This window comes from Bacillus sp. Root131, assembly GCF_001429475.1.
In the GTDB taxonomy this organism is placed as follows: Bacteria; Bacillota; Bacilli; order Bacillales; family Bacillaceae_G; genus Bacillus_A; species Bacillus_A thuringiensis_S.
In genome coordinates this window covers 2,674,349-2,700,189 of sequence record NZ_LMJQ01000001.1, presented here as the reverse complement: position 1 = coordinate 2,700,189, position 25,841 = coordinate 2,674,349, and the positions used below count along the sequence as shown (strand labels likewise).

Below are 25,841 nucleotides of genomic sequence, written 5' to 3'. Positions count from 1 at the left end.
TTAACATAACGCTTATTTTTAACATAAAAAATCCTCCTCACCTTCAGGAAGATTTTTTGTTTGCTATTAATTTATTTATATCTTCTAGTAACAATCCCAATTGTAAATGACATTGGAAAAATCTAGATTTAACAGCTCTTCCTTACGTATAAAGAAATTAGCAACCCCAGAATCGCCCCACATAATATTTAATGAATCGTCTGTATCGATTTGCAGCAATAATATGTCATGTTGCTGGTATTTTTCTTCCCATTCTCTCGGATCTGTCTGTGTGAAAAATGGATATCCACCAATTTTATGTCCTTGATCTTTACATAAATCATCATACAGTTCGCCTAATTCTATATTATTTTCTTCATCAACAATCTCTTCCCAATCAATGTTATCACTAAAAATCATTTCAAATCGATAATCTCTTGGTGTTACTGGTTGATATGCCAACTCAAACTTTAGTTTTGCTGCTTCGGGTATGATAAAATTCTCTAAATGTAAAGTGTTTAAATAACTAAAATCAGTAATCACCTTAGTTAAATCCGCTGTGATTGTAGAATGATAAACAATTCGAAAGTCTTTTTGGCTTGTGGGATGATCAAAATCTGCTCCAAAAAGATCTTCTTCAGGACTTACGAAAAACTGTAACAATCCCTTTTGAGGCATATATTCAACATGCGGCATTTCTTCAAAGTTTAACTGCGCAAGTAGCATCATAGGTTGTCCATTTGAGTCTTTAGGATGCTCTTGATCTATAGGTAAATACGGATAACCACCAAACTTACTTTCAAAAAGCGTTGTCTCTGCTAATGTTCCAGACACTTTAACATACGGTTTCACACTTTCTTCTAAAATACTACGATACTGTTCTAGTTCTTTCGGAATTTGAAGTTGATACGTATTCTTCACTACATTTGCCTCCCTTTAGTAACGAATTGAAAATGCCTAACTTAATTATATAGTAAGCGATAGCTTAATTGAAAATCGTTAAAAATCCATTTTCACCCTCATTTTTTGCGCGCTTGTCGGACAAAGTAAATTATGCTCTAAAACCTTTTTATTGATAGTTCGAATTAATTCCGCTGCTTCTGCCGTATTTGTATTTTCTTTTAGTCTTTCTTTTAAATCTTCAATTTCTTTTGAAAGCTCAATCCACCTAGGCAAAATATGATTATTTGCTAAAGTTCTATAAAGTTGCTTTTCAGGATTGTAAGAAAGATCTTTATCGAGATTAAGAGGTTTACCTTTACCAGGTAAATTATCAAAAGCTCCTTTCTGTTCTGCTTGTTTAACGATAGAACTAATATGATCCTCATACGTATACGACCAAACTTTTTCATCTTTTACTAAAATCTCTTGTTTCTTTAATTTTTTATCGAGTTCTTCCTGATTCATAGATTTTCTCTCCTTTTTATTTTATAGTGTGGTTTTTATCTATTTCAAAGCTTTCAATCCATCAAATAACTTTTTTCACCCTCACACGCTATCATGACCGTCTTGAAACTCTTCATAAGTGGTTTTGTACCCTTTATCTTTTAAAGCTCTATACAAGTGATTATTGGCCGTTAAAAGAGGTTTGTTTTCAAGTTGTCCTGCTACCATATAAAAGTGAAGTTGAGTTGCATTAGAATTTATAGATGAAATTTGATTTTCAATGCGAGGAATATCGTTTTCAAAAGTTAGTTCTTCTAGCTGATTAACATGATCTACAGCAATACATGGCGGTATTCCATTTTCGTAAATTAAATAATTGAGTGTTTTTGCGATTGAAGATTACTTAATGCATGGATTTTTATTAAAGACAATGAAATGTTCTTGAAGATGTGAAGTTTGAGAATAATTATGAGGTAGATCAAGATGTTTTGCCTTTGCTGCAATGTGGCAGTAAGGATATTTAATTTTGATAGAATGATATAAGAGTCTTGCTACACTTTTGTAATAAGACTCTTTAAATAAGTTATTTACTAGAATAATTGTCTATTGCTTGAATAGAAAGTTCAAACGATTTTATTCTTCTTTCTAAAAGCGTTCTTTGAGGACTCCCAAGCTTTGACTTAACGTAAATCTTTTCAATTGATGGAAGCAAACCAATCAGAACATTACGAGCTTCTGCTAAATCTTCCTGAGTATAATGATGAGTTTCTTGCTTCCAAACACTTTCTAACATAGCTAAGCCGATACTAGCTGCTTTGAGTCTTTTTTTCACTAAAGTAGTATTTGATCCTTTTTGAGTCATCTGTGATAAGGCATTTTCAAGTTTACTAATTGTTGACTGTAAAGATTTTATTGATTCTACTTTATCTATATTTGATACGTTTTTCATGTTAATGTTATCCCTTCTACGTTGCTAACTTGTTTTGTTTAATGTTCAATGAAATCCTTAAAAGCTTGATTTCACTCGAAATATTTTAACATAAATAACTAACTGTATTCGAGTTGGACAATAACTTAAAGCAAAACAGCTATTCCTCTCTCCTCCCCTGTATCATTCTATTATATGTACTTCTTTCTTCTCATTAGAATTCCTATATAAACTAATTGTTAATATTGAATGTTTTATGAACAAAAAACGTACAAGTAATGTAACCTGTACGTTTTCGCTTTTATTCAGTAAGGTAATAAAGTAATAGCTTCCTGGTCTTCTCATAACTTATGAAATCTCTATACAAAATGGGATAATTCACAATTTCTGTTTCTAGAAAACGATATTGCGGAAACCACTCAAAAAACGATTTTCTTAACCACTTTATTTGTTGAAACGTAATGTTCTGTTCGTTTCCATTTAGTACAGAATTTAAAGTAGCTGCTGTATGCATCCAATGATGATTAAAATCAGCGTTTATACAATTATCTTCGGTAAATCTACTTTCTAAGTTTCGCTGCAATTTTGCTGTAGCGCGATAAGGAAACGGTTTGTACAGCGGACTAGGCATTTTCTGCAATTCATTAAAAATAACCCTTTTTCCTAACTTCAACTTTCTCCTCCTTTATTTCTCTATCCAATTTAATACGTTTTCATAATGATATTGAGCATCTATATAGCCAAGGTTATATAAATTAACAAGTTTCTCTTTATTTCTTTCTATTCCGCTTATTGGAAGCTGTACGCTAGGCTGAATGACATAAAAGTTGTCTTTTTGTTCTATTTGATTCATATAAGATATCGTCTCATTATAAAAACGATAATGTTCTACTAAAGATTCTGCGATATTCGGATATTTTCTATATAAAATTTTAGCCAGTCTAGAAAATTTATTCCGCTGCTTTTCGTATCCTTCTGGTTTTGTCATGATAACTACATTCTTTTCATAACCATCAGTTTGAGCTTTTAGAACTGGAATAGGATCTATAATTCCTCCATCTAACAACTTACGATTATCGTATTCTACAGCAGGTGCTATAAACGGAACTGAGCTAGATGCACGGATGATTTTTAAAATATCATTTCCATGTTCTATTTTATTATAATAAACAGCTCGTCCTGATTCGCAATCAGTCGTCCCTATAACAAATTGTTCATTACAGTTTAAGAAAGTTTGAAAATCAAACGGGACAATTTTATTAGGTACTTCATCAAATAAAAAGTCCATCCCAAATAATTCACGTTTTCGAATTAAATTTCGATAAGATATATACCTGTAATCTGATACTAGTTCTGTATTTACTTTCTTATTTCTCCCTTTTTGACGTGACAAATAGGTTGCCCCCATACAGGCTCCAGCTGATACGCCGACTACATACGGAAAGAATAAGTTCTTTTCCATGAAATATTCGAGTACACCTGCAGTATATAAACCTTTCATTCCTCCGCCCTCTAATACTAAACCGATATTCTTCATGTTATATCCCTCTGCTTCTTTTTTCTTAATTTCATATTAGCACAAGATTTTAAGATGAGGTTATATAAACTAATTACAACAATAACCAGAAACTACTAAAGTAATGTCATAATATCTTTGTGAGTAACATGTTACAATATAAGTAATTCATTCCACATATATTAAAGGAGGAATTTAATATGGGTTTATTTAGCGGTATTTTAGGAAATGCATCAAATACGAGTTCTGAAAGTGTAGAACGTGATTTAGAGAAGATTATGCTAGACGATGAAAAAGTAGAGCATGCTTATAAATTAATTCGTGATCTAATCGTATTTACAAATCGTCGACTTATTTTAGTAGATAAACAAGGAGTAACCGGCAAAAAAACAGAATACCATTCTATTCCTTATAAAAGTATTACACAATATAGCATCGAAACGGCTGGGCATTTTGATTTAGATGCAGAACTTAAAATTTGGGTGTCTAGTATGGAGGATCCAATTACGAAAGAATTTAAAGGTGACGATAGTATTTTAAGCATTCAAAAAGCGTTAGTGACATATACGACAAAGTAGTGGTTTCTTGTATTTTTATTCATTTCAGAAATTACTAACCCGAGTATTTTGGAAGAAAATACATCATTTTTGTATATTTAATCTAAAATAACATAAAAAGGTAAAGCGTGTTTTATATGCTTTACCTTTCTTTTTTGTAATAAATAAGTGTAGTTTTATCATTTAATTTCTTTATAACTTCTGTTCTTTTATACTCCATCTTTTCATACAAAAAACAATTTTTCTCTTCTTCTAAAATAGTAGCAAGTTCCCAGCTCGTTGCTTCAGGAAACATTTCCTCAATTAATGTAATCACCTTTTGAGCAATTCCTTTTCCTTGATAACCCGGATGAATAAACATTGGACTGATCCAAAATTTAGAGGGTGTTTCTTTTTGTGAAATGCATATCGCTCCAACAAGATTCATATCCACTATTATTTTATAGAAGCCACCGTTTACTTGATTTATTCTACAAATAGTTTTTTCGATAGTTTCATTTGCTGGATTTGTTTCATAGTCTTTATATTTATGTAATAAAGGGCTAAATGAGTCTATTTGCATTTGAAATATAACTTCTACATCAGTTTCTGTCGCCTTCTCTAATATAATATCCATGTTACCAATTTAGACGCTTTCTTAAAGAAGTAATATGAGCGGTATGATGACGACCATGCCATGCGTATAGTCCTATTGCAACAGCAAGTTTTGTTTCACCAGTTTCAGGATGGTTAAATGTCTTTTCTAAATCTTCAATTTCTAGAGAATATAAAAGGTTAACCCATCTTTTATGTAATGAATCTAGCATTACTAGTGAAACATCTACCGGTAATTTTGAATCGGGTAACTCTGCCCACTTCTCTTCTTTATACGGCTTAATAGTTGGATTCTTTTCTGTCAGTGCTAATTTAAAGCGTATGTAGCTATTCATATGGCTATCAACGACGTGATGAACTACTTGGCGTACAGTCCAACCTCCAACGCGATATGGTGTATCTAACTGCTTCTGATCTAAATCTTTAATTGCCTTTGTTAGTTCATGAGGTAAATCTTCAATTTCTTGAATCCATGTATCAATCATTTCTTCCGTTATAGGACGTTTGTATGTAAATTGGCCAATTGGATAACGCAAATCATTCATGAATAAGTCCTCCTTATTATAAGCGCGAAGTATTTCTCCAAATATAATGTACAAACTTCACATGTTCTCCATTTAATTCTACAGATGTTGTATCTGATTCGTTTTGATAAGAAGAAAATCCGCTTTTTTCTAGTACAATTTGTGATGCGAGATTATTAGTCGTTGTTTTAGCATAAATGTCAGTAATTTCATTATTTTTCGCTACATCTAAAATTAATTTTACGGCTGCTGTTGCAACTCCTTTTTTAGTAAATTTTTCTCCGACCCGATACCCTAGTGAACTAATTCGAGTTTCCGTATCTATATCTACTAAATTGATTCGCCCTACAATTTCTTTTTCTTCATTACGAATTAAATAAAAATAAGAATCTCCATCCGCTTGTTCTATTAATAAATCGTCTAGTAGTTTTTGGAAATATTCAAATTCAAAATATTTCGAGCCACGATTTGGTACCATTGTTTCAAAAAAAGATTTATTCGTAAGTTCAAACGTAAATAAATCCTTAACATCTTGTTTCTTTAGTTGCTCTATGTATATTTCCATCTCGTATTCTCCTTCTTGATTTACTAACTGTTATACATTCTTTTTTAATCAATTATATTCCTGCTATTTCTTTCGATTAAGCAATACAGATAGTAGCACTTTCGGATGAAAAAGATGAAATGGACTACGAATTAAATTCATCACTCGTACTAATCGAATATAAACATCAGAATTACTTGCGGATAGTCGATATATTTGTTTCATATACCATAGCTGAAATTTTTGTTTTGTAGTTAATTCTCTCTTTAGCTGCGGGTGACGTGATATTTCTGTCGTTGTCATATCCCAAGGGGTTTCTATTATATTAGCTGTCTTTTTATAAAATTGTTGTGTAAATGTTTTATCAAGCTGTTTTCTGCCTTGCAGAAGTAATTGCAACTGGTGAGCCTCCATAGCAGCAACTGATACGCCTTGGCCGAAAACGGGATCAAAACGACATTGCGCATCTCCAACAACTAATAAGCCTTCTGGTACATTATTCACTAAATCAAATCGCCGGCGTACTTGATAAGGAATTTTGTATGTCTTTATATCAGTAATTCCCTCAGCCTTGTTTAGGAAGTCTGTAACATTAGAAATTGATAGGTTTTCAGCAAAATCATAAAACTCATCATCTGTTTGTGGTGCTTTCTCATTTGCGTATCCACTGAAAGTAACAAAATAACGATTATCTTCTATCGTTTGAATAAGAACGCCATAAGGGTTATCAGGGAAACTCGGAGACATTAGCATATTACAACAGTCTAACTCCTCATTTTCTTTAAGTTTGAACATTTTCGTTGCGTAAAATAAATCAATACGAACTTTCTCTTCTTTTACTTCAATTTCGTATTCTCGTAGCCATTCTATACTTTTTGAGCCAAATCCACTCGCATCAACTACAAGATCTGCATGAACTTCTTCTTGTGTGTCTGTCTCTAAATATTTAACTTTTACTCCACACACTTTGTTAAGCTTTGCATCTACCAATAACCCTTTAACCAATGTTTCATATTTAATAGTAATATTTGAAATTTGATGTATTCATTTTTGAATATGCCATTCTAGCAAAGGACGACTTTGTTGAATCATATGTACTTCCCCTATGAACGGTTGTTTCCATAGACCGAATTGATGCCATTTCAAATCACGCGTAAAGTTGTTTATAATACTACCCGCTTCTATTAATTCGTTCGTAATATTAGGAAACAATTCTTCAATTGCGTTTTCTCCACCTTTTAATAACACGTGAGGATGATTACTTTGTGGAACTCTTTTTCTCGAAGACTTTCCATCCCATCTTTCACCAGCTTCTATAATGATTACTTCTTTAAAAGAAGTTGATAATGCTTTTGCTGCAAACTTTCCTGCCACACTTCCACCAATAACGATAGCCGTATTAAACATATTTTCCCCCTTAATAAAAAGAGATCCTGCCTTGTATGAATGAAACAGGATCTTAAACTAATTAACTTCTTTATCATTATACTTAAAATACATCAGTAAATTGCAACATTAAAATTAAAATACCTAATCCCCATACGTAATACGCGAATACTTTTAAGGATTGACGTTTTAAATATTGAATCATCCATGAAACGGCTATGTATCCAAAAAACGCTGCTGATAACGTTCCGACAATTAAAGATGTACTAGAAATAGATTCTGCTTTCCCTTGAAAAACGTCTACAAATTGCAAAATAATGGCTCCGACAATGGCTGGCGTTGATAATAAAAAAGAAAAGTAAGCAGCAGTTTCACGGTCTAACTGCCTCCATAATGCAGCGACGATTGTCATACCAGAACGAGAAATCGCTGGGAAAATAGCAGCCGCTTGAAATGAACCGATAATTAATGCGTCTTTATATGTGATGTCATCCATTTTTTTACGACCATTCTTTTGTTTATCTGCCATGTAGAGAAAGAATCCGGTCACTAAAAACTCCCAACCGATCGTGATTCCTGTTTTTGAAATATCTTCAAAGAAGTCTTTAAACAATAAACCAATAACAACTGCAGGTATCGTCCCAACAATAAGTAATAACATGAGCTTTGAAAATGGGTTTTTAATTAAATATATAAATTCTTTTTTGTAATAAATAAACACTGCAAGTAAAGTCCCAATATGCAACATCGTATCTAAAAATAAGCCTGCTTTATCTAATTGAAATAAATGCCTTCCTAAATAAAGATGTCCGGTACTACTGATTGGTAAAAATTCTGTTAAACCTTGAATTATACCTAATATGAAAGCTTCTAACCAATTCATGATGGTCTCCTTTCTCTTTTGCTTGTACCAATATATGAGGGTTAAATTTTCGATATGAAAAAAACTATATTTCTCTATGAATTTACTTTTAATTTATGGATATATATGTAAAGAGAATTAAGGAGGGTTATTATGTGGAAGCACACAAAATTTGGTAATGTATTACTTTGGGTAGGCCCTATCCTTGTATTTTTAGGACTATGTATGACAAATGTTATTTCAGATATTCCTTTCTTTGAGGGAAAACATAAAACGCTTGGTATTGTACTTATATTTATAGGGATATTCTGTTTTATTGTGGCTAATCATTTGAAAAAAGGAGAAAGATATGAAGAATAAATCTAAATAAAAAACAATCCTGGCATATTAGCTAGGATTGTTTTTTATTAATGTTCATTATTTGTAGAATACTTTATCAACGTTATATTTCGCTTTATATTCATTAATGATATATGTTTCGTAAATTTCTCTTTCTGTTGGATCTTCTACGATACATGCATCAATGCGGTATACTTCATCACGGTGATTTTTAATTGGTGAAACATTATCTTCAAAATGCTTCTTAATACGTTGTCTAATTTTACGAGCTTTACCTACGAAAAGAAGTTCGTCATTAATATTGTAAAACATAAAAATGCCGCCTTTATCTCTAGGGAACAAGTGAAAATCGATAAATCCATTAATTGGAGTAATGATTGGCTCGTCTCCTTTAATAACTTGTTTACGTTCAGTAATTGTAACATCAACTTCAGGGATACTAATTTTAATCAAGTTCATTCACGTCCTCTTTTATTATAAAGATAAATAATAGCATACATAAGTAAGAAAAGCTATGTTCAGAGGCATATTTCATTTTATAATTCAAATATTATAGGTGTATCATGTAAATTGTTCTTCCAAATCATATGATCACTGGATTCGCCCCAGTAATCTTTCAATACATAGCTAGGTTTTCCAAACTTTTTCGTCCATATACTTTGCGCATTTTTATATCCACTATCTAAACAATATTCTGTTATCCCTCTGCTAAGTAATGTAAGAAACATTGTATGTAGTAATAAACTCCCTATTCCCTTTCTTTGATACTCCGGAAGTATGAATACAGTTCCTATTTCATACAAATTTTTAAGTACACCACCTGTACAACTATTAATCAATGTACTTGCTGGACCAATTTCGATTGTTCCAATGATTTTATCGTTACTTGTATCAATTGCTAATAAAAAGTAACGACTTTCTCCGTTACTATCAAAATCACTTTTCAAATACTGCTTTTTTGAGTTAATTTCATTTTCTATGTCATCCAATAATTGTGACAATCCTTCATTTTTGTATGTATTCGTAATAACTATCCGGAAAAATAAATATAGTTCATCTACATCATTCAAATTTGGTCTTCTAACTGCAACGTTAGTCATGAATGCATTCTCCAATCTTCATTATGCCATTGTCAATACAACACTTTACATAATCTATTCATCATTATTCTGCAAAAACCTGCATAAATCCAGCAGTATAGAAAGCTCAGTATAAATATTGATAAAATAATTTTTATGTCCATAGTTGTATGAACAGTAGGACCAAGTACCGGAAAACATCGAGAACGATCATAATCCCTATAAGTAGACAAGTCGCTGAAAAGGAAACAATCCAAATTCTCCTCTTGAATTTTAAAAAGGCTAGTCCTAAGGCTAGACCTAATAAGCCTGTAGTAAAAGGAAAGACAATTAGTTCACTTGGCTCAATAATAAATAATAGAAAAATAGTAAGAATATAAGAAAGTATTCCCTCACGAATAGAATAGAGAATAGCAAAAAAAATCGGCAATGTCGAAAATGGACTAATGAGCAAACCTATACCAGGAATTAAGTTCCCCGCTGCTTGAAACATGGTGGCCAATGCACTCATCAAAGCTGTAAGTACTAACTTATTCGCAAGGGACAAGTTTCTTTTATGAACAAAGCTTATATCATGCTCTATCATCAGTTGATACCAATAACGTACAAAACGATTCATTAAAATACCCCCTAAAGATACCTCATTCATTACTTTCTATATTATTCGTACACATATGGTTTATGAGTTACTTTCTCCAAGTTAATAGATGCTAATACATTGAAGATTTTTAGGGGGACAAGTTAAGTCTTGCGTTTTGGAAACAGAATAAATTCCTTATGTTTTTAGACTGAGCATTTGTATCGTATCAAGGAATAATTTCAAAAATGGTACCTTTGTTAAAATCAGTTACTTTCATAGAACCGTAAACTCCTAAATATAACCTAGTTTGAGCCGAATTTGTTCCTAAACTCATATAATAAGCTGCTTGCGTACCAAAATCATAATTGGTTTCAATAGCATGAAAGTCAGCATGTTTACCGTCTGTACCGGCTCTAGTATAAGCTAAAACACCCTTAACTGGCGGTCGAGAATCTTCTTTCTTAGCAAGGTCGGTAAAAACAACGCTACCCGTTAAATTTGAAATTGCATTTCCCATATATGGCTGAACTCCTGTAAGTGAAGTTCCTCCAAACTTATCGGTTCTAAAATCTTTATGAAAATAACTAAGTAGAGGCAGAATACGCTTCACTGAAGTTTGTATTGTTTCATCATAATAAACTATTGTTCTCTCATCCAAAGTCTGATTTTCGGAACAATGTCGTATAAAAGAAGTAGGTAAATCCCCTTCCCATCCTCGCCACCCAAAATTGATAAAACCATCTTGATTGGGAGTTAACCTCATAAAATGCATTTGAACAAGTTCTGTAACTGGTATAGGTTTATATTGAACAAATGAAAAAATAGACTCTACAATATCCTGTCCGACATTTCCGGTGTATTTGATATATTGATTATAAAACCTTTGAAATGAAATGCCGGTTATATTACGTACTCCTTTTGCAATTACTGTAAGTGTTTCTTGTATAGATAAAGGAAGGTCATTAAAGCGTGTAACTACAGGAGGGTTATTTATAAATGTATTTTTATTTACATCGATTTCAATTATTTTTCCTGCTATTTCTAAATCATCTTGGCTTAAATTAAATGGATCATAACCTGATCCGCCATCTCCATTTGTAAAAACAAGTTTTCCAGTCTCAGGTGAAAAGTTTAAACTATTGACTCCGTTATGATTAAAAAATGGTCTTCTTACATTCAGTAATGTTCGTCGCTTTTGAGCTTGGCCGTTAGATTGTAAAGTCCATTCTTCCACTGTATCAATGTGATCATATTGCGTATTTCTATTAACCCACTTTAAATTTAACGTTTTAGGGTCACAAGGATTCGGTTTAAATTGTTCAGAAAGTGCACCTGGACCTTGAGTTCCGGCTACTGAATAATGAAGATAAAATAAACCGTTTTGATAAAATTGTGGATGAAATGCAAGTCCTAGTAATCCTCGTTCATCATAACCGCTACTAGAAACACCTTCTTCAGATGTACCTAATTTAATAATTAGGTGACGCATATCTAAAAATTTCTTTATAACTCCGTCCCCTATGTAAAAAATCTCTCCTAATTGAGTTGCGATAAATAGTCTTTCGGTCGATTCACCTGGAAGTATCGTTGTTTTCAATACGGTTGGTAAATTTACGTTATGAACAATGGGTCGTAAATTAACTTTAACTTTTGTCAATTAACTGTACACCCCTTTTTCTTCTTTTTTATAGAAGAATATGATTAGAGTAGTTCTGTTAGTATTAAATAAGTCGCATTCCTTTTTATTACAATTTTGTATATAATATAAGTATCAATATACTGGGGGGACTAATTATGACACTCTTATTACAAATCATCGTACCACTTATATGTGCAATATACTTATTTACCCTCTATCATAACGGAACGTATGGATCAGCTTCATTTATTTTAGCAGTCATGATAGGAATTTTCGGTTTAGAGAATATTTTTCAATATGCTAGTCTAACAGATCATACTATTTATCCATATTGGGGAAGTTTGAAGGCTGTTGTTATCGTTTTATCAGTCGTATTTCTATTTAAAAAAGGTGGTTTAACAGGGAAATATTGATTTTTAATGAGGTACATGTTTTCTTGTTAAATTGCTTTTATTTTATAAAAGAAGAAATATTTATGTAAAAACAAGAAGGGATGTGATACATATGTCTATAAATATTATTTCAATAGTCTCTATCATAATATGGATTGTGTTAATTACAGAACTTATAAAACCTTCAAAAGAACAGAATGGACGAAAAATAGTAACTTTAGTAACTGCTGGTTCCGCATCAACACTAATTTTGACGGTTTCATTTATTCAAAATATCCCGTTTTGGAATTGATAGTGATATAACAACCAAAAATATGTATAAATAAAAAGATTAGGATTCACTCCTAATCTTTTTATTTTGGGGTAGCACCACACATCCATCAACTTAAGAATAAACGCCACCAAAACAAAAAAAGCCCCAAAGTTTTCTTGAAAATAAGTTGGGGCTTTTGAACCAGAAAAGTACATTTTCAACTATGAAAACTACGATAAATTTTTCCTTTTTTCCTACTTGCTAAATTCAGCAAGTAAAATATTTTTAAAAGGATTAGGACTGCCAGTTCTACCCAAACTATTCCAATTGACGACCAACGTATGATTGCCTCCAAGTGTACCTCCAACTAGAGTTGTAAACCCTAGAATGCCACCTGAGTGTCCCCATATCGAGACACCGCTTGGCAGCTTAGTTTCATAGATTCCAAGACCATATCCATCGATTCCTTCTTTTCCTGTAGGAACTGTAGTAAGCATTTGTTTTAGTTGCTGTTCCTTCAGTAATTTGCCACCGAGCAAGTAAGAGAAGAATTTGTTTAAGTCGTCAGCAGTAGAAATCATATCTCCAGCAGAGCTACCTGCACTTGGGTTATAATAAGTAACGTCTTTTAGCTCACTTGCTCCGTCTGGTTGGACATATCCACGGGCATGGTTAGTGCCTGGAATAACACTTGAGTTGCCTGGTAGGAATGTATTCGACAATTCAAGTGGTTCAATAATTCGATTTTCAACCTCTTCCGCATAGCTGTTTCCAGTTACTTTTTCAATAAGAATGCCCAGTAATACGTATCCTGTGTTTGAATAAGACCAGCCCTTTCCTGGAGCAAAGTCTGGAGGCAGAGAAACCCCCATCTTCACTAACTCTTCAGCCGTATACGATTTTTTTGTATCCGTAAAATCAGCGTCTTTTGACCTTGAGTATTCAGCGATACCACTTGTATGGTTCAATATGTGCCGGATAGTAATCTTGTTACCATCATATCCATTTCCTTGAATGACACCAGGCAACCAGTCTTCGATGTAGTCGTTTAGCTTCAGGCGATTCTCTCCAGCTAATTGAAGTACAACTGTTGCGGTGAACGTCTTCGTCACACTCCCAATGCGAAAGCGAAAATCTGTTTTCATTGGTTTCTTGGTTCTCAGATCCGCTATTCCAGCGGCATACCCCCACGTTTTTCCACCCTCAGAAGTTTTAGCAAGTATCCCCGGGTATCCAAGTTGCAATGTATCCCGCATTGCTTGCTTGACGGAAGTATGATCTCGTTGCGTATTTGTTTGTAACGAACTAGATACATTTTGAGTGGGCTCTGCTTTTATAATTGAGGTTGGTGTTGTATATAACAGGGAACTTCCAACTATTAAAAGGGCCAAACTTGCACATGTAATTTGACTACGTATTTTCATAAGGCATTCCTCTCCTCTATTCATATTGTATAAGTGTTTGCTTGCTGTTCCTTACTTCCTAACAAGACTTAGGGAAAGGCCCTCACGCATATAGATTAAAGCCCCAGTACAAAGGTATCTATCAATACCAACAATTTGAGCCATTTAAATCTCCATCCCTTCTATAACAAAATTATTCAAAGGTATGAAAGCATATTATGTACCCTTAGTTATTGTTAGGATTAACACAACATGAGACATAACCCTAACCCATATTTTACTTTATTTATCCATAATATGTATTGAGAAAGAATGTAAATTCGAATCCTTTCCGTAACCCAACTATTGATTGTTTTTTCACCTATTATAATTAGTTATTTTGAATTCCATAATAAAAAAACTGTAAAAAAATAACGATTCCCTTAACGTACAGGAAGCGGTTGAAAAATATGTCTATACGCACAATTTTCTTGTTTTGATATGGTGAACCCATCGCCATTAAGCTAAGGTTTTGAAGTACCCACTAAATGAAATTTTTCTTTCTCTACAGTTAGTTACTTTGAGAAGTCATCTCATTTTTTTGTTTTTGGGGTGTTTCTTTTTCTTAACTTGATGGATGTGGGGTCTCGCCACATCCATCAAGTTATCTAAATAAAATACCCTCTAAAAATTAAGAATATTCAAAAATTAAAATAGACATTTATTCACTTCGTTCGTTATAATTCAAACAAAATAAAAAATCGTTTACATTTTACGATATCAAATTTACTGGAGGGGATAAAGATGAAAAAAGCACTTTACATCAATATAGGTGGAGAAGGACACTTAAATCCAACATTAGGATTAGTACATGATTTAGTACAACGTGGAGACAACATTGTCTATTATTCATCAAATGATTTTGAAGAAAAAATCAAAAAAGCAGGTGCACAATTCCGTCCCATCAATCAAGAGGCACAAAGAGAGCTTTCGGAAACTATGAATCTTATGACTTCCCATCCTCAAGAGTACTTATTACACTTCCTTCATGCTATGGAAAGAATTACTGATTCCATTTTTGAAGAAACCTCCAAAGAAACATACGATTACATCCTCTATGATGCACAGTCTTTACCTGGAAAATGGGTTGCATATTTCTATGGGAACCATAATTAATAATCAGCCTGAATTCTATCAAAAATGTTTCGTCGGTTTAAAAGATCTCAATGCGAAAGCTTAGTATAGGCAAACAATTAACAGTGGAGCAGCTAGGAGATATACCTGATAATTTTATTGTTGGTAATTATCTTCCACAATTAGATATACTGCGCCAAGCGGATGTATTTATTAGTCATTGTGGAATGAATAGCACAAGTGAATCACTTTATGGCGCAGGATTTATGTTAAATATCCAGCAATTATTGGCTGAGGATTTAAAACATGCCGTTAATGAAGTGTTGCAGCATTCGATTTACAAAGAGAATGCCAAAAAAATTAGTCAATCATTCCGTGAGGCAGGTGGTTATATCAAAGCTGTTGATGAGATTGTTACATTTACTCGTTAATTCTGCTATTGTATGCCACTCAAGGCCTATTAACTTAAGAATTTTATAACACCCTACAACAAGAATATAGAAGATAGAAGAAATGCTGGCAGTATCCCATACTCATCAAGATAAGAAATTAAATACCCCATTACTATCAATTCTTAAGTTGATAGTAATGGGGTAGCACCATATACCCAGCAAGCTAAGGTCTTGAAGTAGCCCCTAAACAAAAATTTAAATTTTTCTACAGTAATTTATGTGAATTCAACTCGTTTTTGGGAACATATGTGGTCCTTTTATAATTTGAATTTCTTTTTAAGCTTCTTATATTTTCTGTACGAACGTCTAACAATGTTTAACATAAAATACGGTATTTTAACGGGGAAAGGCAATTTATAAATGAAAGGAAAATAAAAGGTGAAATATGCCTTTTCTAGGTCTCTCCACTTACTATCTTCTTTTGTTTTTAAGAAATCAGATACATCGACCACATATCCCCTTCCTTTTTCCATCATCACATTTTTCCCGTGAACATCACAAGGAGTTAACCCTTGTTCCCTCGCATACTCCAAAGCCTCATTGATATCAAGTATTACCTGCTTAGGAATTTTAATCCCCTTATGAATAGCATCGTATAAAGTAATTTCTTTTAAACGTTTCAATACTATGAAATTTTCTCCTTTATATATAAGCTTTGAATAAGAAGGATGATTTCCAATTCTTCGGTATGCTTCTGACTCTTTTTCAATTCCTTCTCCTTCTCGCACGTAAACTTTCACTACCCAATCTTTGTATTCTCTGTGCATGAATACTGCGGCATAATTACCTGTCCCTAAACACTTCCAAAGTCTAGGAATATCTTTAACTACTACAGGCTCGAATTCATCCTCACTTCGTATGCTTACCTCTTTTAATAATTCGTCCTTTATTAATCCCACAAAACTATTTATACTCATCATTCCCACTCCGGTTTTGCTAAAAGGGGCCCACCCACATTTTAACGAAAATATACACTAAGCGAATTTTAGCATAAAACGAGTCATCTTTCTTCTTAAAATAAAAAGATGACTCGTTCTATTTGAACTGTTGAATACTTAATATTTATTCCGCTATTCATAGCCAAAAACTGTACAACATAAAAATATTTCTAACTATTTTCATTTTTTCACAGGCAACTGTATAGGGCTTTTCTTAGTGCAAGTTCTCTTAGTTCATTACCCATGCCAAATCTATATTACTCTATTTTATAATCTAAAACACTGTTTAGAAGTGTAGCAAAGGTTTGTTAATGGTTCCATTCTTGTTCCAATACTATCTTTGTTAGCTAAAACTTTTATTGTTTTAATAGTCTTTTGTTTAATTCCCACAATGCTGTTTTGTTGCTATCCCATTTCAAAAACGTTACTGCTTCCTCGAAGCATAACCATTTATAATTGAAGTGTTCTTTAGATAATGATATGTTTTTTGTAGGGACTTTAACTCCAAAAGAAAATTCTTTTATTACATAAACCTCTTCTCCCCAAAGGAATCCTCCAACTACATCTTCTACTGATAGTGAAGACACAGAATCTAATTGTATATATGGACATTCTCTTGTAATACCAGCCTCTTCAAATGCTTCCCGTTTTGCTGATTCAATAGGAATCTCACCGTCTTCTCCGCCACCAGCTATTCCTTGCCAATAACCATAATCACTTCGGTTAAAAATGGCATATTGAATAGAATCGACAGTTTTTATATAAGGAAATATCAATACTTGATATGGCGCTCTCATTACTTAACCTCCTCTCGAAAATAAGTTTTAAAGCAATATGAATAAAGAGCCGACATCACAATTCTACATTATTAATGCAGGTTTATAATGTCGGCCCTCTATTTTTAAATAATTTTATTTTTCATAAACAGGCTTACTCTTAACAGAGGAAAAACTGTTTATTTCTTGTCGAATTTGTTTAGCATGGTTTTTCCTAAATGTTAGCAGTACCCTATATTATTCAATTGCGCCAGCAACATCATAATCATTTAAATCTAATTCAATCGTTTGTCCGAGCGCTAGTTTAGCAAGTTCCGCTCCTAGATATGGACCAGCTGTTAAACCCGAAGCTCCTAATCCATTCGCAACGAGAATTCCTTCAAAGTTAGGTAGCGGTCCGATAACAGGTAAGAATCCTGGTGTAAATGGTCTGAATCCAACTCTCGTTTCAAGCATTGTAGCATTTTCTAAGCCAGGCGCAACTGTTAATGCCTTATGGAATACTTCATGTAAACCACCTGCTGTTACACGATGATCGAAACCAGTATCATTCTCATGTGTTGCACCAATTACGACATGCCCATTGTCAAACGTTAAAATATATTGATCGTTCGGTGGCATAACAACTGGCATATTTTCTGTTGCTGTATTTTCAATTTGCAGATGAACAATTTGTCCTTTTTGGAATGTAACTAAGAAATTAATTCCTAATGGGTTCAAGATTTCATTCGCCCATGCGCCTGCAGTTACAATAACCTTTTCTGCTAAAATTGTTTCATCGTTTACTGTAACTCCAGTAATATGATTTCCTTCACGGACTAATATGGCATCGCCTTTTATAAAAGTTGCACCATGTTTTTTCGCAGCACTTATTAACGCATTGCGTAATAATCTTCCATTTACTCGTGCAGCACCACTAATATGAACAGAACTATATTCGTCTGATAATGCTGGGAATAATTTTTTTGTTTCTTCAGCTGATAAGCGAGTTATTTCACCAATCTCTGGGGCATCTTCACGTCGTTTATAAGCTCGCTCTTCCATTTGATCTAACTTTTTCTCGTCAGTATGTAAACTAATTGCACCTACACGATTATATCCTGTGTCAGTTTCACCGTCTTCTTCTAATTGCTGAATTAACGAAGAATAGTAACGTGCACCGCCTTTAACGATTTTATACCATGCTTTATTACGACGCTGTGATAGCCATGGACATACAATACCTGCTCCTGCATCAGTTGCTTGCCCTAATTGTTGGCGATCCACGATAGTAACATTCGCACCTGCCTTAGCAAGATGATAAGCAGTAGACGCTCCTAAAATTCCAGATCCAACTACAATATACGATTTCATTTCAAACACCTTTTCTCTTTTGCTAATTATATAAATATAAGAACATTCCTTAGTATAATGGAAGGAATGCTTTTTTCAATGTACTCATCACAATTAATTGTTGCAGCATTGTGACTTTCTTAATCATTATTTTTTCTTCTTACGGAATAATTCAATTGTTTTATAACCTTGTGAAAGGATTTCTATCATTTTCTCTAGACGTTTTTCACGTGTTTTTTCTTGTTTTACAGAAAAAAGATTACGTGCCCAATCTTTCTGATATCCAGGCGTTAAACTTTGATAAAACTTAAGTTCATTCGGGTGATTTGTTAATAATGCTTCAACATCTTTAATTCGATCTGCATAATCGGCAACACATTGACTCATAGCAGATGTTTTCATTGTTTTTTTCTTTTCACGTTTTAAACCTACAACAGTAAAGACTTCATCCATACTTACCATTCGTGCAAATTTAATATTGCTTTCTCCCACATAACCATCTTCTCCAACGTTTAATGCCGGAAACATCTCATCACGGTGAATAAACGTACTATAACGAGCATTACCTTTTTTCGGATATGCGAAGAACACGTAACCTTTTTCAATTAGTAATTCTTCATTACTAATAATAAAATTCGTTTGTTTCACCATTTCATCAAGCGTTTCTACAAATATAAAGATAGCATCGTGTTCTTTTGAGAATACAGTTTCTTTACCTGTAAAAATGTCATAATTACTTGGTTCGTTAATTACGACCATATTTGTATACTTATTAAGTTTCAATTTATCAATAACTGACATAATAATCTTCCTTTACATTCAAAATTCATTGTACATACTTTTTCGTACTGTTCTAGTGTATTATATGTATTAAGAAAATCAAACTTTAAATCATATTATTCTGCTGCAAAAGAACCAGTTTTTCATACATATGAAGAAACTGAGGAAACATTAACTATACCGCAGTTTCCGAAACATATTAGACGAAAACCATTTACACCAAAAAATAATAAAGATAGCCGCCTCTGATTAAGTACCGGCTATCTTTATTATTCATAACTTAATAGCAAATAAAGTATATAAAAGCTCTCTATATTGCTCTTCTGTAACCTCACGCTTAGTTTTTGCTCCATAAATAATTTCAGTTACACTATTATTCGTTAAAGAGACATGCCCAGAGTCCGTCAATTTCACTGCAATTGGTCCCTTATTAAAAATAGATTTCTCATCTTCTATTACTCTTCTTTGAACATCGTTTACTACTATCTCATCAATAATATGTTTATAAAAGGCATGACAAACTTTCCATTCTCCTTCAGCATCTATTCTTTCTAAAACATAATTTCCTTTACTCGTATCTTTTCGTCTCACCCGGTACGACCCATTCTTTGAAGAAACAGACTCATCAGTAAAAGGTACAGGAACAAGAGGTACTAATGAAGCTATACCTACATCAATTAAATACTGTACATTAGCATAAGTTAAAATAATTGTTATATGGCCATCCTCAAGTGCCCATGCATTTATATCATTTTTATAAACCGTACCTAATGCCAGTTGTACATCATAGCCACAGTCTTTTAAGAAATAGTAAAAAAGGGTGTTTAATTCGTAGCAAAGTCCACCACGGGAACTAGTTAAAATTTTCTCTCGTAAGTTTTCCAGAGAGATTTGATTCGTATTTTGTGCTATAACGTCTAAATTCTCAAATGGTATAGTATGTGCAAATGAAAAGAGTATAGTAGGTAATTCTTCAAACGTTACTTCATTACGTTTTTTAAGATTTAATCTTGCGAAAAGCTGATCTTGTAAACTTGTCATATTTAGCACCCCTTAAAATTTTATAAGTTTAAATAATATATGCTGATTGTAAGTTTTAAGGGGTACTGTAACAACGTACATTTTATGTAACTGTACCGGTACAAAAAGTCTAACCGACAAGATCACTAAAGATAAGAAGCTACAAATACAAATTTAATAGTTTGTCTATAGGTAAATTATTACAATCGCTTAAATCAACAAAATACTGAAGTTGCCACATTTGGCTCTTTTTAGCTTGATTGCTAACAGGCTTATCCCATATAGGATAAATCCTCATAGCCATCTTGCCTTTTTGATTTTGTGTTCTCAAGATTTTTTCCTTAAGAAGAATCTCTTTAGGCAAAATGAATTGTCCTAGTTTATGATCATCTATACAAGTAATAACTAATAAATCAGGAGCAGCGTCATAAGAAAATGCTTGATTTTGCATATTGTCATCTTTCTCCCAAAAAGAAACAAATTGACCAATTTTATTAGGAGTAACTTTTGATTTTCTAAAACGAATGGTTTTGTTATTTAAGTGGAATAAACATCCTGCATATTCTGCGTTTTGCTTTTCTTCTTTTAGATTCGTAATCATTAAATTGTTAGGTTGGTAAACTATATTATTTAAATTTCGGATCGTATCATTAAAATTGTTCAAAAAAACTCCCCCTTTATTCATCTCTTAGTTTACCACAAACATCAGTTCTTCTATATCGTATATAATCATGAACTAAGTGAAATGGGGGAATTTAGCAGGATATAATTTTTACTTTAATGTACTTAGTTTTTCAATTGCTTGTTGCTCAGTTGCTAAGTAAAAAATGTCATTCCCTTTATTACATTCATAAATAAAGTCTTTTAAGCTTTTACTAGTGTAAATAGAGAAATCCCCAATGATAGCAATCTTTACCTTGTAGTTTATAAACTTTTGAAGGATATCACCCGCAAGACGTGTTTTTAAATCAAAGAAGCTTTCACTTATTAATGACTTGTGGATAATAATATGCTTCGCATCTACCTCGTATTGAACTGTTGCCATAGTATCTAATGCAGACTGAACATCCGATATTAATACCTTATCGTTTCTAATGACCGCAATATTGATTCCATCGATTACTACTTTCTTTATGTCCATAGTCCCACCCCTTTATAATGTGCACCGTATGAGTAAAATTGTTTTACAAAACTTCGTATTAATCATAGATTAAATTAGCCGCAGCTATTAAAATCGCCTCTATTCTTTATTACTAATACGGTCAATGAAATTAATGATAGTTTCTCTTTTTTATATTTTTGAATATATATATGAAATTGCTTTTACTTGTTATAAAAATATTGTGGAGTAACATAACTTAACAAACTATCCAAAGTGTTAATCTCGGCATATGGTTGTATTTTGGTAGTATTCTTGATTTTTTGAGGGTTAAACCACACACCTTTTATATTTATATTTTGAGGACCAGCAATATCCTTTTCTAAGTCATCCCCAACAAATAAAGTATTTTCCGGCTGTAAATTTAGCTTATTTAACGCTAGTTCGAATATACGTTTATCAGGTTTACTAAATCCCACTTCTTCAGAAATAATGATTGTTTCAAAATACCTATTTAAATTCGTGTTAAATATTTTAGCTTTTTGCCTCTGAGTTGAGCCATTTGTTATAATTCCAACTTTAAAGTGCTTCTTTATTTGATTTAAGAAATGAATAGTATTTTGGTCTATTGAAAAACATCTAGGGAAATTATTATTCCAAAAATCTTGGATATAATTGCGTGGCAATCTATACTTCGGCGTGAATTCATCAAACAATGATTCTAAAACTGTCGTTTTATTACTTATGCCATATTCTCTTTTATCGTATTCTTTGAATTTCTGTAACATGTTGCTTTTAGCCGCACCATCTACATTTTCATAACACTTTTCTAAAACAATTAAAAATAATGCCGCTACTGCCTTATCCCTATCAAGTAAGGTATCATCTAAATCAAACAGCATACCTTTATAACACTTCAAATCATTTCACAACCTTTCTAACATTATATAAATCTCTCCAAGTTTGTACCTTTAAACTTTTGGTTTAGCCAGAACATTGTTATGTAGTGATTAACGATTAAATAGAAACTAGATGAGAGAAATCCAAAGTTCTTGGCACACACTCTAGTATTACTGTAGCTTCTTCTATATTAAAATTCCTTTCCCTCTTTTGGTAAAGAAGTACAAGTATATTTTCACAAATTTTAAGAAATTACATACAATTCACATTATTATACATTAGTTTTTCGTAAATATTATTCATACATCAATTCATACGATAAGTTTTTTAATCAATTATTTCTCCATAAAAAAGTAATATAGCTAATAATACTTTTTGGTAGTAAACGTCCTATGAAGTTTACTACTGTATCTCCACATAAACTCCAGATAGTACGGCTATAATGACTACCAGAGGTGATATTATGAAAAACTATCATATTCTCGTGGTAGAGGACGATCAAGAAATTCAGGAATTAATTAAACAATTTTTAATGACACAGCATTATACAGTGGTAGTCGCTTCAGATGGACTAGAGGGTATGACACAATTTAATAAGCAATCCTTTGATTTAATTCTCCTAGATGTCATGATGCCCAATCTTAATGGGTTTGAAGTTTCTAAAATGATTCGAAGTCAGTCAAACGTACCAATTATTATGCTAACTGCGTTGGAAGAAGAGGAAGATCAAATGAAAGGATTCGATCTTGGGATCGATGATTATATAACAAAACCCTTTTCATTTCATGTTTTGATTAGACGAGTCGAAGCTGTACTTAGAAGAAGTTATGATAAAAATGTAAATAATCATTTGATATTTAAAGAAGTTCGTATCGATGTGGATGCATATAGAGTCTATGTAAATGATGTTGAAATTATATTAACGACAAAAGAGTTTGAAATTCTACAACTACTATTTCAAAATGAGAGAAAAGTACTTACAAGAGAAAATATCGTAGAGAAGGTTTGGGGGTACGATTATTTTGGAGAAACACGAATAATTGATACACATATTAAAAACCTACGCAAAAAATTAGCTATCCCTTATATTAAAACAATAAAGGGTATTGGTTATAAAATTGATGAATAGTATTGTGAAACTCATGAAGATGAAGCAAATTACTTATAAACTCTTTATGACTACATCTCTCATTTTGTTATCCTTTGCAGTATTGATTTATTTAACTTTATACTTCTTTCTCCCTACGTTTTATGAGCAATATAAAACAGATCAACTTCAAACAGGGATAAACGAAATCATTGATAAGTCTAAAAATCTTACGTTTCAAGATGCGATACCACTTTTTGATGAATACGCAAAAAAAAATAATGCGATGCTTTACCTTCAAAATAAAGAAGGAGTAATTATTTACTCTCCTTCATTTTCTTTTATTCAAAGTGGTACGCAAAAAACAGTAGTTACTAAAGCAACACGATTCGAGAATGCAAGTACCCTTAGCAATTCATATAACGTTACGAAACCAATTCAATTCCAAGATGGTAGTTTAACACTTATAGTCTTTGCTACATTTCAACCGATTGATGAAGCTTCACAGGTTTTAGTACGATTTCTCCCCTATATTAGTATCATTGTGCTCATTATTGGTATAGGAAGTGCTTATTTTTATTCCAGGTTTATTACAAAGCCACTTATTTATATTAATGAAGGTGCACAAAAGATGGCAAATTTAGATTTCTCCGAAAAAATTGAGGTTCGCTCTACAGATGAGTTAGGAGAATTGTCTAATAGTTTGAATGACATGTCTATTAACTTACAACAAGCTATGTTTGATTTAAAAAAAGCAAATGAACAATTAAAAAATGATATTGAAAAAGAAAGAGAAATAGAAACAAAACGCAGAGAGTTTTTTGCGATTGTAGCACATGAATTAAAGTCCCCTCTTACTGTAATGAAAGGATACTTAGAAGGGATGATATACAATATTGGCCCTTATCAAAATCGCGATCAATATTTAAAGAAAAATCATCAAATTATTGAAAGTATGGAACAATTAGTTCGTGAAATTTTAAGCGTATCGAAATTAGAACAACACACCTTCAAACTAAAAGTAGAGGAAGTTAATCCTTCAAAGTTAATAGGTACAATCACAAAAGATCTCGAATTTTTTGCTTCTCAAAAAAGTATCGAAATAATAAAAGAATTTGATTCTGACCTTTCTATTTATACAGATTGTGCTCTTTTAGAAAAAGCATGCAAAAATATTATCCACAATGCGGTTATGTATTCACCACATAATGAAAAAGTCTATATAAAGTTAAGAGAGAATTCTAAACAAGATCAAATCGAAATGAAAATTATAAATACAGGTATCAATATTAAAGATGAAGATATTCAACAAATTTTCAAACCATTTTATCGAATTGAAAAATCAAGGAATCGAAATACTGGAGGAAGTGGTTTGGGGCTATATATTGTTAAACAAATTCTTGAAACGTTAGATATAAAGTATTCAATAAAAAATATGGAACATAGTGTGCAATTTTGCATGAGTATTCCGCTATCTAAACATAAAAACAAATAAACTCTCCTTTAAATAGGGCGAGTTTATTTGTTTTTGTAGTAAGTATAAACTTATTAACAGGCTTTTCGTTTAATGACGTATGCTACTTTTTAAATGGCGATTGTCATAAGTAGTGACAAACTGTATTCAACTTAAATGTTTACCTATAACAGCAAAAAAAAGCGAAATTACGCTTAGCAGCAAATTAGATTCTCTTATTTGAGATACATTTCATCTATGAAACTGAAAAGGAGGATGAAAAATGTTTATTCACCTCCATTTTTCAGATTAATTTGGAATTCTTTTATGATAAGCTATATGTAAAGATTAAACATAAAGGATGATTCGTATGGAAATAAGACCAAAGGTAAGTGAATATAACTCCTATTATGCAACGTATACCAACTTGGTATCAGACGGAAATATCATACATATTCTAGAACAACAAATGAAGGAAACGAATCTTTTATTAAAGGGAATTTCTAATAGTAAGGGACTTTTCCGGTATGCTCCTACTAAATGGAGTATAAAAGAAGTAATCGGTCATATAGCAGATACAGAACGTATTATGGCGTATCGATTGCTATCTATCGCTCGAGGCGAGACAGCAGAACTTCCAGGCTATAATGATGATATGTATGTTCTTAGAGCTGCTTTTGATAAGCAATCTATGCAAGATCTTCTTGAGAATTTAATAGTTGTTCGCCAATCTACCCTGTATTTACTTAGAAGCTTAGATAAAGAAGCCTGGTCACAAAGAGGAAATGCGAATAATTCTGAAGTTACAGTTCGTGCATTAGCATACATCATTGCCGGTCATGAGCTTCATCATCTTCAAATTATAAAAGAACGTTATCTTGGTTCTGATGCATATCCAGCAAGTTAATATTTGAAGAACAAGAGTCCTAT

The 25,841-nt window shown here is 32.4% G+C and carries 29 protein-coding genes and 3 pseudogenes; 9 read left to right on the top strand and 23 right to left on the bottom strand.

Features of this window, described 5'->3' with window-relative positions; genetic code table 11:
* Window positions 1–84: 84 nt before the first annotated feature.
* From ASE54_RS13585 to ASE54_RS13565, 5 genes and pseudogenes are all read right to left on the bottom strand, one after another.
* Entirely contained in the window at window positions 85–900 is an 816-nt protein-coding gene (locus ASE54_RS13585) for a YwqG family protein (protein ID WP_000799798.1), read from the bottom strand.
* 78 nt (window positions 901–978) lie between these two features.
* Window positions 979–1,851: pseudogene (locus tag ASE54_RS37550) on the bottom strand (DnaJ family domain-containing protein); the annotation flags it as partial.
* Window positions 1,852–1,948: 97 nt separating this feature from the next.
* On the bottom strand, window positions 1,949–2,314 hold the full coding sequence (locus ASE54_RS13575) for a hypothetical protein (protein ID WP_000800304.1): 366 nt from the start codon (window positions 2,312–2,314) through the stop codon (window positions 1,949–1,951).
* A gap of 280 nt (window positions 2,315–2,594) precedes the next feature.
* Window positions 2,595–2,966, bottom strand: a complete 372-nt coding sequence (locus tag ASE54_RS13570; RefSeq protein ID WP_000765972.1) for a YxiJ-like family protein — start codon at window positions 2,964–2,966, stop codon at window positions 2,595–2,597.
* A 12-nt stretch (window positions 2,967–2,978) separates the two neighbouring features.
* Window positions 2,979–3,830, bottom strand: coding sequence for a patatin family protein (locus ASE54_RS13565; RefSeq protein WP_000789283.1), 852 nt, complete (start codon window positions 3,828–3,830; stop codon window positions 2,979–2,981).
* A 179-nt stretch (window positions 3,831–4,009) separates the two neighbouring features.
* Here ASE54_RS13565 and ASE54_RS13560 point away from each other — a divergent pair, with 179 nt between their 5' ends.
* Window positions 4,010–4,387 carry a PH domain-containing protein gene (locus ASE54_RS13560; RefSeq protein WP_000522474.1) on the top strand — a complete coding sequence of 126 codons (378 nt, stop codon included), beginning with the start codon at window positions 4,010–4,012 and terminating at the stop codon, window positions 4,385–4,387.
* Between the two features lie 121 nt (window positions 4,388–4,508).
* Here ASE54_RS13560 and ASE54_RS13555 read toward each other — a convergent pair whose 3' ends face one another.
* The 5 genes and pseudogenes from ASE54_RS13555 to ASE54_RS13535 form a co-directional block, all read right to left on the bottom strand.
* Window positions 4,509–4,982, bottom strand: coding sequence for a GNAT family N-acetyltransferase (locus ASE54_RS13555; protein ID WP_000351398.1), 474 nt, complete (start codon window positions 4,980–4,982; stop codon window positions 4,509–4,511).
* A 1-nt stretch (window position 4,983) separates the two neighbouring features.
* A complete protein-coding gene (locus ASE54_RS13550; RefSeq protein ID WP_000999062.1) occupies window positions 4,984–5,505 on the bottom strand; it encodes a YfiT family bacillithiol transferase in 522 nt (173 codons plus the stop codon).
* A gap of 16 nt (window positions 5,506–5,521) precedes the next feature.
* Window positions 5,522–6,049, bottom strand: a complete 528-nt coding sequence (locus ASE54_RS13545; RefSeq protein ID WP_000409250.1) for a GNAT family N-acetyltransferase — start codon at window positions 6,047–6,049, stop codon at window positions 5,522–5,524.
* 63 nt (window positions 6,050–6,112) lie between these two features.
* Window positions 6,113–7,435 (bottom strand): annotated as a pseudogene (locus ASE54_RS13540) (FAD/NAD(P)-binding protein).
* Window positions 7,436–7,517: 82 nt separating this feature from the next.
* Window positions 7,518–8,297 carry an undecaprenyl-diphosphate phosphatase gene (locus tag ASE54_RS13535; RefSeq protein WP_001104289.1) on the bottom strand — a complete coding sequence of 260 codons (780 nt, stop codon included), beginning with the start codon at window positions 8,295–8,297 and terminating at the stop codon, window positions 7,518–7,520.
* A 132-nt stretch (window positions 8,298–8,429) separates the two neighbouring features.
* Between ASE54_RS13535 and ASE54_RS13530 the strand changes: the two genes are divergently transcribed.
* The gene (locus tag ASE54_RS13530) at window positions 8,430–8,636 is read left to right on the top strand and encodes a hypothetical protein (protein WP_000265474.1); all 207 of its coding nucleotides are present in this window, start codon (window positions 8,430–8,432) and stop codon (window positions 8,634–8,636) included.
* Between the two features lie 57 nt (window positions 8,637–8,693).
* On the opposite strand, the gene ASE54_RS13525 is transcribed toward ASE54_RS13530, so the two are convergent.
* From ASE54_RS13525 to ASE54_RS13510, 4 genes and pseudogenes are all read right to left on the bottom strand, one after another.
* Window positions 8,694–9,074, bottom strand: coding sequence for a nucleotide excision repair endonuclease (locus ASE54_RS13525; RefSeq protein WP_001048947.1), 381 nt, complete (start codon window positions 9,072–9,074; stop codon window positions 8,694–8,696).
* 77 nt (window positions 9,075–9,151) lie between these two features.
* Entirely contained in the window at window positions 9,152–9,715 is a 564-nt protein-coding gene (locus ASE54_RS13520) for a GNAT family N-acetyltransferase (protein ID WP_000185962.1), read from the bottom strand.
* A 32-nt stretch (window positions 9,716–9,747) separates the two neighbouring features.
* Window positions 9,748–10,313: pseudogene (locus ASE54_RS13515) on the bottom strand (hypothetical protein).
* Between the two features lie 187 nt (window positions 10,314–10,500).
* Window positions 10,501–11,931: a PQQ-dependent sugar dehydrogenase gene (locus ASE54_RS13510; protein WP_000169959.1), complete on the bottom strand. Its 1,431-nt coding sequence runs from the start codon at window positions 11,929–11,931 to the stop codon at window positions 10,501–10,503.
* Window positions 11,932–12,068: 137 nt separating this feature from the next.
* On the opposite strand from ASE54_RS13510, the gene ASE54_RS13505 reads away from it, so the two are divergent.
* Window positions 12,069–12,326, top strand: coding sequence for a hypothetical protein (locus ASE54_RS13505; RefSeq protein ID WP_000173569.1), 258 nt, complete (start codon window positions 12,069–12,071; stop codon window positions 12,324–12,326).
* A 91-nt stretch (window positions 12,327–12,417) separates the two neighbouring features.
* Window positions 12,418–12,597 carry a hypothetical protein gene (locus ASE54_RS13500; RefSeq protein WP_000026325.1) on the top strand — a complete coding sequence of 60 codons (180 nt, stop codon included), beginning with the start codon at window positions 12,418–12,420 and terminating at the stop codon, window positions 12,595–12,597.
* Between the two features lie 215 nt (window positions 12,598–12,812).
* On the opposite strand, the gene ASE54_RS13495 is transcribed toward ASE54_RS13500, so the two are convergent.
* Window positions 12,813–13,982 (bottom strand): serine hydrolase domain-containing protein, encoded by a 1,170-nt coding sequence (locus ASE54_RS13495; protein WP_000702513.1) that lies wholly within the window; start codon window positions 13,980–13,982, stop codon window positions 12,813–12,815.
* 762 nt (window positions 13,983–14,744) lie between these two features.
* On the opposite strand from ASE54_RS13495, the gene ASE54_RS13490 reads away from it, so the two are divergent.
* Together ASE54_RS13490 and ASE54_RS36885 are read left to right on the top strand one after the other, a co-directional pair.
* Window positions 14,745–15,116 carry a hypothetical protein gene (locus tag ASE54_RS13490; RefSeq protein ID WP_003309556.1) on the top strand — a complete coding sequence of 124 codons (372 nt, stop codon included), beginning with the start codon at window positions 14,745–14,747 and terminating at the stop codon, window positions 15,114–15,116.
* 50 nt (window positions 15,117–15,166) lie between these two features.
* Window positions 15,167–15,505 (top strand): glycosyl transferase, encoded by a 339-nt coding sequence (locus ASE54_RS36885; protein ID WP_003265578.1) that lies wholly within the window; start codon window positions 15,167–15,169, stop codon window positions 15,503–15,505.
* 278 nt (window positions 15,506–15,783) lie between these two features.
* On the opposite strand, the gene ASE54_RS13480 is transcribed toward ASE54_RS36885, so the two are convergent.
* From ASE54_RS13480 to ASE54_RS13445, 8 genes are all read right to left on the bottom strand, one after another.
* Entirely contained in the window at window positions 15,784–16,443 is a 660-nt protein-coding gene (locus ASE54_RS13480; RefSeq protein ID WP_000026523.1) for a serine/threonine protein kinase, read from the bottom strand.
* Window positions 16,444–16,820: 377 nt separating this feature from the next.
* A complete protein-coding gene (locus ASE54_RS13475) occupies window positions 16,821–17,261 on the bottom strand; it encodes an NUDIX pyrophosphatase (RefSeq protein ID WP_001202619.1) in 441 nt (146 codons plus the stop codon).
* Window positions 17,262–17,477: 216 nt separating this feature from the next.
* A complete protein-coding gene (locus ASE54_RS13470) occupies window positions 17,478–18,593 on the bottom strand; it encodes an FAD-binding oxidoreductase (protein ID WP_000844384.1) in 1,116 nt (371 codons plus the stop codon).
* A 126-nt stretch (window positions 18,594–18,719) separates the two neighbouring features.
* Complete coding sequence (locus ASE54_RS13465; protein WP_000110860.1) at window positions 18,720–19,373, bottom strand: YdeI/OmpD-associated family protein; 654 nt, start codon at window positions 19,371–19,373, stop codon at window positions 18,720–18,722.
* Window positions 19,374–19,625: 252 nt separating this feature from the next.
* Entirely contained in the window at window positions 19,626–20,393 is a 768-nt protein-coding gene (locus ASE54_RS13460) for an arylamine N-acetyltransferase (protein WP_000202738.1), read from the bottom strand.
* Between the two features lie 139 nt (window positions 20,394–20,532).
* Window positions 20,533–21,036: a mep operon protein MepB gene (locus ASE54_RS13455; protein ID WP_001058784.1), complete on the bottom strand. Its 504-nt coding sequence runs from the start codon at window positions 21,034–21,036 to the stop codon at window positions 20,533–20,535.
* A gap of 108 nt (window positions 21,037–21,144) precedes the next feature.
* Window positions 21,145–21,513, bottom strand: a complete 369-nt coding sequence (locus ASE54_RS13450; RefSeq protein ID WP_000351862.1) for a DUF4180 domain-containing protein — start codon at window positions 21,511–21,513, stop codon at window positions 21,145–21,147.
* A 182-nt stretch (window positions 21,514–21,695) separates the two neighbouring features.
* Window positions 21,696–22,373 (bottom strand): HAD-IA family hydrolase, encoded by a 678-nt coding sequence (locus ASE54_RS13445; RefSeq protein WP_000895696.1) that lies wholly within the window; start codon window positions 22,371–22,373, stop codon window positions 21,696–21,698.
* Between the two features lie 461 nt (window positions 22,374–22,834).
* On the opposite strand from ASE54_RS13445, the gene ASE54_RS13440 reads away from it, so the two are divergent.
* The 3 genes from ASE54_RS13440 to ASE54_RS13430 all read left to right on the top strand — a co-directional run bounded on the left by ASE54_RS13440 (window position 22,835) and on the right by ASE54_RS13430 (window position 25,818).
* Window positions 22,835–23,500 carry a response regulator transcription factor gene (locus tag ASE54_RS13440; RefSeq protein WP_000800727.1) on the top strand — a complete coding sequence of 222 codons (666 nt, stop codon included), beginning with the start codon at window positions 22,835–22,837 and terminating at the stop codon, window positions 23,498–23,500.
* Window positions 23,493–24,953 carry a HAMP domain-containing sensor histidine kinase gene (locus tag ASE54_RS13435; protein WP_001084893.1) on the top strand — a complete coding sequence of 487 codons (1,461 nt, stop codon included), beginning with the start codon at window positions 23,493–23,495 and terminating at the stop codon, window positions 24,951–24,953. Before ASE54_RS13440 ends, ASE54_RS13435 begins: the two co-directional genes overlap by 8 nt.
* 328 nt (window positions 24,954–25,281) lie before the next feature.
* The gene (locus tag ASE54_RS13430; RefSeq protein WP_000405918.1) at window positions 25,282–25,818 is read left to right on the top strand and encodes a DinB family protein; all 537 of its coding nucleotides are present in this window, start codon (window positions 25,282–25,284) and stop codon (window positions 25,816–25,818) included.
* The last annotated feature ends 23 nt before the right edge of the window (window positions 25,819–25,841 follow it).

Bases quoted from the DNA above. Each gene is read 5' to 3' on its own strand.
- ASE54_RS13435 (WP_001084893.1), top strand. From the start codon at position 23,493: ATGAATAGTATTGTGAAACTCATGAAGATGAAGCAAATTACTTATAAA.
- ASE54_RS13430 (WP_000405918.1), top strand. From the start codon at position 25,282: ATGGAAATAAGACCAAAGGTAAGTGAATATAACTCCTATTATGCAACG.
- ASE54_RS13535 (WP_001104289.1), bottom strand. From the start codon at position 8,297: ATGAATTGGTTAGAAGCTTTCATATTAGGTATAATTCAAGGTTTAACA.
- ASE54_RS13490 (WP_003309556.1), top strand. From the start codon at position 14,745: ATGAAAAAAGCACTTTACATCAATATAGGTGGAGAAGGACACTTAAAT.
- ASE54_RS13520 (WP_000185962.1), bottom strand. From the start codon at position 9,715: ATGACTAACGTTGCAGTTAGAAGACCAAATTTGAATGATGTAGATGAA.
- ASE54_RS13470 (WP_000844384.1), bottom strand. From the start codon at position 18,593: ATGAAATCGTATATTGTAGTTGGATCTGGAATTTTAGGAGCGTCTACT.
- ASE54_RS13440 (WP_000800727.1), top strand. From the start codon at position 22,835: ATGAAAAACTATCATATTCTCGTGGTAGAGGACGATCAAGAAATTCAG.
- ASE54_RS13450 (WP_000351862.1), bottom strand. From the start codon at position 21,513: ATGGACATAAAGAAAGTAGTAATCGATGGAATCAATATTGCGGTCATT.
- ASE54_RS13555 (WP_000351398.1), bottom strand. From the start codon at position 4,982: ATGGATATTATATTAGAGAAGGCGACAGAAACTGATGTAGAAGTTATA.
- ASE54_RS13550 (WP_000999062.1), bottom strand. From the start codon at position 5,505: ATGAATGATTTGCGTTATCCAATTGGCCAATTTACATACAAACGTCCT.
- ASE54_RS13530 (WP_000265474.1), top strand. From the start codon at position 8,430: ATGTGGAAGCACACAAAATTTGGTAATGTATTACTTTGGGTAGGCCCT.
- ASE54_RS13475 (WP_001202619.1), bottom strand. From the start codon at position 17,261: ATGAGAGCGCCATATCAAGTATTGATATTTCCTTATATAAAAACTGTC.
- ASE54_RS13495 (WP_000702513.1), bottom strand. From the start codon at position 13,982: ATGAAAATACGTAGTCAAATTACATGTGCAAGTTTGGCCCTTTTAATA.
- ASE54_RS13525 (WP_001048947.1), bottom strand. From the start codon at position 9,074: ATGAACTTGATTAAAATTAGTATCCCTGAAGTTGATGTTACAATTACT.
- ASE54_RS36885 (WP_003265578.1), top strand. From the start codon at position 15,167: ATGCGAAAGCTTAGTATAGGCAAACAATTAACAGTGGAGCAGCTAGGA.
- ASE54_RS13575 (WP_000800304.1), bottom strand. From the start codon at position 2,314: ATGAAAAACGTATCAAATATAGATAAAGTAGAATCAATAAAATCTTTA.
- ASE54_RS13565 (WP_000789283.1), bottom strand. From the start codon at position 3,830: ATGAAGAATATCGGTTTAGTATTAGAGGGCGGAGGAATGAAAGGTTTA.
- ASE54_RS13465 (WP_000110860.1), bottom strand. From the start codon at position 19,373: ATGTCAGTTATTGATAAATTGAAACTTAATAAGTATACAAATATGGTC.
- ASE54_RS13500 (WP_000026325.1), top strand. From the start codon at position 12,418: ATGTCTATAAATATTATTTCAATAGTCTCTATCATAATATGGATTGTG.
- ASE54_RS13545 (WP_000409250.1), bottom strand. From the start codon at position 6,049: ATGGAAATATACATAGAGCAACTAAAGAAACAAGATGTTAAGGATTTA.
- ASE54_RS13480 (WP_000026523.1), bottom strand. From the start codon at position 16,443: ATGAGTATAAATAGTTTTGTGGGATTAATAAAGGACGAATTATTAAAA.
- ASE54_RS13560 (WP_000522474.1), top strand. From the start codon at position 4,010: ATGGGTTTATTTAGCGGTATTTTAGGAAATGCATCAAATACGAGTTCT.
- ASE54_RS13505 (WP_000173569.1), top strand. From the start codon at position 12,069: ATGACACTCTTATTACAAATCATCGTACCACTTATATGTGCAATATAC.
- ASE54_RS13445 (WP_000895696.1), bottom strand. From the start codon at position 22,373: ATGCTGTTTGATTTAGATGATACCTTACTTGATAGGGATAAGGCAGTA.
- ASE54_RS13460 (WP_000202738.1), bottom strand. From the start codon at position 20,393: ATGACAAGTTTACAAGATCAGCTTTTCGCAAGATTAAATCTTAAAAAA.